The organism is uncultured Porphyromonas sp., assembly GCF_915070105.1.
GTDB lineage: Bacteria > Bacteroidota > Bacteroidia > Bacteroidales > Porphyromonadaceae > Porphyromonas.
Genome location: NZ_CAJZFJ010000087.1, coordinates 1 through 7,765, shown reverse-complemented (window position 1 = coordinate 7,765; position 7,765 = coordinate 1). Strand labels below are relative to the sequence as shown.

The 7,765-nt window shown below is 55.3% G+C and carries 7 protein-coding genes; 4 read left to right on the top strand and 3 right to left on the bottom strand.

Translation table 11 applies throughout. The annotated features are described in order from the left end of the window. The first annotated feature begins 344 nt into the window (after positions 1–344). Genes QZ554_RS07715 through QZ554_RS07700 form a run of 4 tightly spaced genes read left to right on the top strand, consistent with a single transcriptional unit; the run spans position 345 to position 4,471 of the window. On the top strand, positions 345–1,493 hold the full coding sequence (locus QZ554_RS07715; protein ID WP_297195605.1) for a hypothetical protein: 1,149 nt from the start codon (positions 345–347) through the stop codon (positions 1,491–1,493). 23 nt (positions 1,494–1,516) lie between these two features. Continuing rightward, positions 1,517–2,230, top strand: coding sequence for an SAM-dependent methyltransferase (locus tag QZ554_RS07710; RefSeq protein WP_297195603.1), 714 nt, complete (start codon positions 1,517–1,519; stop codon positions 2,228–2,230). A gap of 26 nt (positions 2,231–2,256) precedes the next feature. Then, on the top strand, positions 2,257–3,672 hold the full coding sequence (locus tag QZ554_RS07705) for an RNA methyltransferase RsmF (RefSeq protein WP_297195601.1): 1,416 nt from the start codon (positions 2,257–2,259) through the stop codon (positions 3,670–3,672). Between the two features lie 49 nt (positions 3,673–3,721). Next, entirely contained in the window at positions 3,722–4,471 is a 750-nt protein-coding gene (locus tag QZ554_RS07700; protein ID WP_297195599.1) for a methyltransferase, read from the top strand. Between the two features lie 167 nt (positions 4,472–4,638). On the opposite strand, the gene QZ554_RS07695 is transcribed toward QZ554_RS07700, so the two are convergent. The 3 genes from QZ554_RS07695 to QZ554_RS07685 all read right to left on the bottom strand — a co-directional run bounded on the left by QZ554_RS07695 (position 4,639) and on the right by QZ554_RS07685 (position 7,611). After that, positions 4,639–5,772, bottom strand: coding sequence for a DUF262 domain-containing protein (locus tag QZ554_RS07695; protein ID WP_297195597.1), 1,134 nt, complete (start codon positions 5,770–5,772; stop codon positions 4,639–4,641). A gap of 10 nt (positions 5,773–5,782) precedes the next feature. Next, a complete protein-coding gene (locus QZ554_RS07690) occupies positions 5,783–6,781 on the bottom strand; it encodes an adenine-specific methyltransferase EcoRI family protein (RefSeq protein WP_297195596.1) in 999 nt (332 codons plus the stop codon). Positions 6,782–7,140: 359 nt separating this feature from the next. Next, positions 7,141–7,611 (bottom strand): DUF6078 family protein, encoded by a 471-nt coding sequence (locus tag QZ554_RS07685; RefSeq protein ID WP_297195594.1) that lies wholly within the window; start codon positions 7,609–7,611, stop codon positions 7,141–7,143. Positions 7,612–7,765: the final 154 nt, after the last annotated feature.

The following is a 7,765-nucleotide window of genomic DNA, read 5'->3' as shown; positions in this document are numbered from 1 at the left end:
GCTCTAAGTATATCCTCTGTAGGGCTCGCTTGTATGTCTGTTTCTTGGGGATAATACGTAGGTTCTCTAGTGATGGGCTAAGGCTCATTGGAATATTAAATGATACCCCCGAAGATCCAAAGGTAGGAGTGTGCGAGCGAGATCATGCGTCGGTCCTCTGGGATAGGCCTTGTAGGGCTCTTATCGGAATATAAAGATGCTCTTACTAGCCTCTTCGGAAGGGAGACTTGTAGCTCCGAGAGTAGTATCGCCATACACGCTCGTTCTCTGAAGAGCCCTTCTATATCTCCCTAGACTAAGGCTGTAGGTGAACCTAGCTCTAAGGCATTGTGTTGTAAGGATGCATGAGCAAGAAGTTTACCCCTTTACAGCAGATCCGTCGCCGTCTGAGAGCTGTGCGCCTACCTTTGCCCACTGAGCTCTTCACCTTCCCCTTAGGCCTAGCGTTGAGCTTGGTGTGCCCGCCTGCATTGGCATGGGGTACCGTAGCTACGGTCTTGGCTCTGTGTATTGCCTTGATGAGAGCTCTTGGGTGGTTGTCCACGAATAGATCTGTCGTCGGACGCTCGCTCTTTGTGCTCTTTGTTTGGGGGGGCTTACTTCTCTTCTTCTGTGACCTCTATCCTCATGCCCTTTGGCACCAAGCGCTCCTACTCTCCAGCTATCTCATCAGTAGCCTAGCTGTTGCTCTCTATCGCCGAGTGGCACGTCCTGCTGGCTCTACTGAGCGGTGCGAATGTGTCCGTGGACGTATCCTAAGGGTGGAGCGCCTTCGCTTTGAGCGTATCCTCGTGGTGTTCTCACTGCTTGCTCTGCTCTTCATCCTCCTCAATATAGGGCTCTGCCCCGTACACTGGTCTCATGTCCGCTATGTGTCCTCTATCCTCATCGCTGTCTTTGCTTGGGGAGTGTACCTGCTGGAGACCCTGCACCTCATTTGGGTCAATAAGCGTCTGCGTCGGGAGGTGTGGATCCCCGTGATGAATGACCGTCAGCAGACCATAGGCCGTGTCCCGATGACGACACCTGTGAGTACGGAGGGGCGTCTGCCCGTCGTCCGTCTCATCGCTACTACGGAGCGAATGATCTACCTAGAGCAGAACTCGGGTAAGCGTCTACCGCAGGCCGAGGGCTATGATACCCCCTTCATCGCTTGGCTTACCGAGGGCTGTCAGCCTGAGCAGGTGGCACAGGAACTGATTGACCTGCGCTTCTGTGGTATTCGCCGTGCTCGTCCTCGCTTCCTACTACATTACCACGAGACGATCGGGGGACAACCCCTGAGCATATACCTCTTCTCCGTAGAGATTGAGGATCCCAGCCTCCTGCTGATCGACTGCCTCCCGATCAAGGGCAAGTGGTGGCCGATCGACCATGTCACCTCTCGCCTCTACGAAGAGCCCTTCACCAGCTATCTACATGCAGAGCTCCCCTATCTGGAGCAGACGGTCCTGCTGGCCCATCGCCTGCGCTCAGGGGTCTCGGTTCAATGATCTCTCCTCCCATCTCTACCCCTATGTCACAGACCCTCGGCACGCTCTATCTCATCCCCGTCCCCCTAGCGGAGGTCGAGCACGCTACCTGCCTACCCGAATACAATGCCTCTGTCATCCGCCCTATTCGCCACTTCATCGTGGAGAATGTGCGTTCTGCCCGTCGCTTCCTAAGGGCTGTCGATAAGTCGATCGACATCGATGCCTTGACCTTCTACGAGCTCAATAAGCATACTGACCCAAGTGTCCTCAGCACCTACCTCGCCCCTGCGCTTTTGGGCGAACCTATGGGCGTAATCTCCGAGGCAGGCTGTCCTGCTGTGGCTGATCCTGGCGCAGACGTGGTAGCACTGGCTCAGCGTCGGGGGATACCGGTCGTTCCCCTCGTGGGCCCAAGCTCTATACTCATGGCGCTCATGGGGTCGGGCTTCAATGGGCAGCGCTTTGCCTTCTGTGGTTACCTGCCGATAGACGAAGGCGAGCGTCAGCATGCACTCCGAGCTATGGAGCAGCGTATACGCACGCTCGGTGAGACGCAGATCTTCATCGAGACACCCTACCGCAACGTCCAGCTCGTCGAGCAGATCGCCAAGGTCTGTTCCCCCGATACCCTCCTCTGTATCGCCTCTGCCCTGACCTCTCCAGATGCGCTCCTCCAGACGAAGAAGATAGCTACTTGGCGGGGCAATATCCCCAATATCCATAAGGTACCCACAATCTTCCTCCTCGGAAGATAGTCCCGCTCATACGATAGCTCTCTAAGATGTCCACACGACAGCCCCTGCATCCTGCCTTCTGTCAGATGATCCGCTCGCTCCTTCCCGAGGAGGCGGATCGTCTACTTGACACGCTCGATACTCCTCCCTCGGTCTCTGTGCGACTTAGTCGTACTAAGCCCTGTCGAGAGAGCCTACCCTTCGTCCTAGAGGATGCTGTGCCTTGGTCGGGAGGCTTGGGTTTCTATCTATCGGAGCGTCCCTCTTTCACGGCTGATCCTCTCTGGCATGCTGGGGGCTACTATGTGCAGGAAGCCTCGTCTATGCTCCTGAGCTGTATCGCCCCACTCCTAGGTGGCGAACCGATCGATGCCCTCGATCTCTGTGCTGCACCTGGGGGTAAGAGTACGCTCCTACTGGATCTGCTCCCTCGGGGAAGTGCACTCGTGAGCAATGAGATCATGCGGGCTCGGGCACAGATACTCACGGAGAATATCCAGAAGTGGGGGAGTGCCTCCTCGATCGTAACCTCTGCAGAGCCTCAGATGCTTGGGCGACTATGGGAGGCCTTTGACCTAATCCTCGTCGATGCTCCTTGCTCGGGCGAAGGGATGTTTCGCAAGGATGAAGAGGCTCGTCAGCAGTGGTCTCCCGACCTCGTCCAGCAGTGTGCCGAGCGTCAGCGGGGTATCCTAGAGGATATCTGGCCTGCCCTTCGTCCCGGTGGGCTTATGGTCTATAGTACCTGTACCTATAGTGAGCAAGAGGACGAGAGCCAGCTATGCTACCTCATCGAGGAGCTAGGTGCCGAAGCCCTTCCGCTCCCCGAGCTACCGCCTATCGTCACCCCTTCCCCTCTCTGCTCCTATCCGTGCTATAGGATGATGCCCCACCGTCTACGAGGCGAAGGGCTCTTCCTCGCACTTGTTCGCAAGCCGTCACAGGGCGAAGGGCATGCCACTCCTCGTCCAGTAGCAAAGGGCAAGGGTAAGCCAACGACTACCAAGATACCCGAAGCCGTGAAGGCTTGGCTTCGTCCCGAGGCATTATCCTCGCTCCACTGGCAGTCTCCCACAGAGGGGCTCTTCGTCGCTCTTCCCCAGCGGGTAGCTGTTCTGACCGATGCTCTACGTGCCCTGCGTGTACCCATCCTCTCCTCGGGGGTGCAGGTCGCTGAGGCTAAGGGACGGGACTTCCTCCCCTTGCCAGCCCTCGCTCTAAGTGAGCTCCTGCATCCCGAGGCTTTCCCAGCGGTAGAACTGACCCATCCCGAGGCGATCCGTTACCTCGCTCGTGAGGCGATTACCCTACCCGAAGGGACACCGAGGGGCTTTGTCCTCGTTCGCTATCGGGGCTTAGCCCTAGGCTTCGTCAAGCACCTAGGCAATAGATCCAACAACCTCTATCCCCAGCCCTGGCGCATACGCCACCCCGAGCAGATCCTCGCTCCGAATGGACAGTAGCTCTCTTGAGTTCCTTCGTCCCTCAGTTGGATAAGACTTAGTAGACACGATGTTTCATCTCAAGGCATTCTCTATCCAGCATGACCAAGCCGCACAGAGGGTAGGGACGGATGCCCTAGTCCTAGGGGCGTGGCCCTTCCGCTATCCACAGAGCCCGCTGAGGCGAGTGCTGGATGTCGGTACAGGAACGGGTATTCTAGCTCTGCTACAGGCTCAGCGACACCCCGAGGCACTCATTGAGGCTTGGGAACTGGAGGAGTCTGCTGTTCGGGAGGCTCAGGCCAACTTTCTCTCCTCCCCCTTCGCTGCTCGTCTCTCGCTGTACCAAGCCTCCTTCCTCGATCGTACTCGAGAGCTAGTGGGGAGCTCTACCTTTCTCCCCTTTGATCTAATCATCTCCAATCCTCCCTTTTACCCCGAGGAGGTAGTCTCTTCCGATCGGGCACGTCGTCTAGCTCGTCACTCCGAGGCCGAAGGGCTATCTCCCGAGACACTCCTAGCCTACGCCCCAAGCCTCTTGACCCCTCATGGGGCACTAGCGCTCATTACCCCAGCCTCCACCCTCCCCAGCCTAAGGCAGTGTGCTGTCGAGTCGCTCCTGCGCCTAGCGGAGCTGGTGTATGTCTATTCGGTGCCGGGGCGACTAGTGCGGGTGCTGACCCTATGGTGTCGGCTGAGGGTAGGGGAGGATTATATCCCTACTCACACAGAGCATCTGACGCTCCTCGGGAGGGACGGGGCTTCCACTCTAGCCTATCGAGCTCTGATGCAGCCCTACCTCCTCCCCGAGTACCTCTAGCGACTTCTCCATCCCCATATACCCTAAACCCTTTATCCAAGGAGTGGATAAGCGGACAAATAAATAGCCAAGAGCGAGGAAATTACTTCCTCGCTCTTGGCTATTTATTTAGGGGCTACTCTTGCCCTCAAGTGCAGGGGCTAGGCGAGTGTGCCTGCTATCGTTGCCTACTTACTGCTCTTACGGCGGTTGCAGTCTCGGCAGAGCATCTGTAGGTTCGCTAGCTCGGTCTTGCCTCCCTTGCTCCAGGGGGTGATGTGGTCGCCCTCCATCTCCTCGTACTCGTACTTCTTCCCGCAGTGGGGGCATACCCCGCCCTGCTGCTCATAGGCTGTGCGCTTCTGGCTGTCGCTGAAGGCTCGGATGCCGAGCACACTCGGGTCGTCGTTCCCGATCGCCTTCTCTAGGACGTACTTGTAGATACCACGCTTCTTGGTCACATCTTCGTCTGCCATCAGGGTGCCGATCTCCTGCTCCAGAGCTATTGGGTCGTAGGTGTTCTTGTGGTATCTGTTGTAGTAGATCCCCCAGGGAAGACCTTCCATCTCCTTCCGATAGGTAGGGAAAAGCCACTCTACCCATTCGATGACCCGCTGGAAGTAGTCCCAGAGGTCTTGCGCCTTGGGCTCGTGCTGGTGCTTCATCATGCACTCCTCGATGTCCAGCTTTGGCATTGCTTGGTCTCCATACCAATAGATTGCGGTCTCTAGGTACTCTTGGCGGATAGGCGTTCCCTTGAGGTACTTGCTTCCGAGTCCGTGAGCGACACAGCCCGTCTTGCTGAAGTAGCGCTTGGCATCCGATACCCAGGGACCCGCATAGACGGCATTGCGTAGCTCTTGGTCGGTAAGCTTCTCGCCTGCGATATTAATGGTTTTGAACCACCCGAGCTTCTCGCTTGCTGCCCCATTGCATATATAGACGGTGAGCTCATAGTCGAGGAGCTTGGCCTGCTTGTCTGGGGGAAGTGACCCAAACTGCAGTGACTGTGGAATCTGAAAGAGTCCCTTGCAGGAAAAGTCATTGTTGAGGAAGGTGCAGATAGATAGCGTCCTCTGCTGTCCATCGATGAGCTCATAGTGCCCATCTCCTTGGTCTGCCCAGTACATGACGTTCAGTGGATAGCCCTTGCTTAGCGTGTCGATGACGGCCTGTCGCTGTTCGGGCTTGTATACGAACTCACGCTGGTAGGCGGGACGTACATCCAGCTTACCTCCATAGGCGACGACACCATCGAGCCCATTGTCCTGATACCCATTGAATAGGTCTCGGACTTTAATGTGTACGAGTTGAATGGTCATAGGTTACTTGTTATTTATGTGTACGAATAAAGATGCGTGCATACTTTTTCTCACCCTTAACGTAGGGATGAGCCTTTTTACTGGCTTCATCCCATAGCCCAGTGGAGAAGCCTCGCCCATTACTCTCAGTTATTCCTAAGATCTCGAACTGATCGGGGTTATGCTTATCGAGGTAAGTAATAGGCACACCCATTACCCCATCGTAGTTGCGGGGAATATCTGCGACCTTATCTACGTTGATGGCATCATAATTGTCGTAGTGGAGATACCCCTCTGGGCTGTATTTCTTGTAGAGGGTGAGCTCCTCGTGTCGCTGAGGGAAATCTAAGTTGGTGAACCAGCGTACACCCTTCACGCGTATGTACCTACGTCCCTCATCATCTGTCCTAGAGCCAGCGGCCTCCAATGGATAGCTACTAGGTATCTCAAACTCTCGGTCTCCACTGTGAATACTTGGCCCTAACCAAACCTGATCCCTTTGTATTAAAGGGAAAATCTCCTTGTAGGTAACGGCATTGATATTGCCGATGATGATAAACTTCTTATCATATTTGATCAGCTGGGCAACATATTCTCGGAAGAGAGAAAAGGGGGGATTGGTGACCACGATATCTGCCTCCTCAAGGAAGGCAATACATTCCTTACTTCGGAAGTCACCATCTCCCTCTAAAGAGCGTACGAGCCCAGCGATAGTAGGGTTGGGGGGAATACCGATGTCTTCTCCCTCGTAGACTAGATAGACGGCCTGCTCACTGATATTCTCTGAGCAGAGGTCTGGATTCTGATTCTTGTAGCAGGTAGTGATGAGTTTCTTGAGACCGAGGAAGTGGAAGTTCAGGACGAAGTAATAGAAGAAATTACTCATCCGAGGATCGTCGCAGTTACAGAGGACTGTCTTGCCCTTGAAGTGTTCCCGATAGTGCTTGAGCTCCACTTCTATGTCAGCCAACTGCGTATAGAACTCATCTTTCTTGGCTTTCTTAGCCCCAGTGAGTTGCTTGTTTGCCATAAGCGCATAGCGTGATTAGGCGCTGGCTATCTCTCGGTGTGGGCTAACCCTAGGGACTAAGACAAAAAGAAGCGTAGACGCACCCTTCCCTCTGTCTTAAGGCCCTAGGAAAAGCCCACTACCCAAGAGATAAGTCACGCCTACGCTATGCGCAGGCGTTCACTGACTTACTCGGGGGTAGCACTTTTGAATTTCCTAGGTTCTAAGACATTTCCGAATAAATAGCAAACGCTATGTTAGTACTGAAGATGGAGCACACGTGGCAGACGCTACTGCCTTGCTCCGAGGACAAAGGTATAGATAATAGCCGTTGCCTCCTAATTATTCCCTGCCGTCGGGCTCGTCCTTGGGGGGACGGGTTAATGCCTTCGCCTCCTGCGGTCGGTGATGCGGGCGAGGCTGATGTAGACCTCTTCGTAGCGGTCGAAGGCAAGGGGAAGGTCGGCATAGCCTCGCTCGTCGAAGAGCGTACGGATGTACTCCTGCTCCTCGGGAGTGAGGGCTCGCCTTAGCTGGCGTACGTGGTAGTAGACCCCTCGGCCGAGGTAGCCCTGGAGTGCCTGCCGTATCCAGCGGGCATCGGGAGCTCGAAGTTCATCGTAGAGGCGGGATATACCCCAGGCCAAGCGCTGGCGACGACCCTCCTCGTAGAGGGAACAAGAGCCCTCACGACGTATTGCTCCGAGATTGGCTGTCGTGTAGTGCGCCCGTTCGTCCTCTTGGGCTCGCTCGTAGGCTTGGTGGCGGGCGCACTGTGCTCTGAGGGTGCAGTCTCCGCCTGCGCAATGGATGTAGCCGAGGTCTAGCCTCTGGTATTCTTCTGTGGTCATGATAGTGAAGAGTATAATGGTGAATAATATAAATACAGGGTGTGGGATACCCTCGCGGGATACTCCACGTCCTCAAAGGTACAGCTTTTGTGCTCCCGTCGTATCCTGTTTTGTGTACACGTGTGTATACAGTTGTGTACCCACGTGTACACTG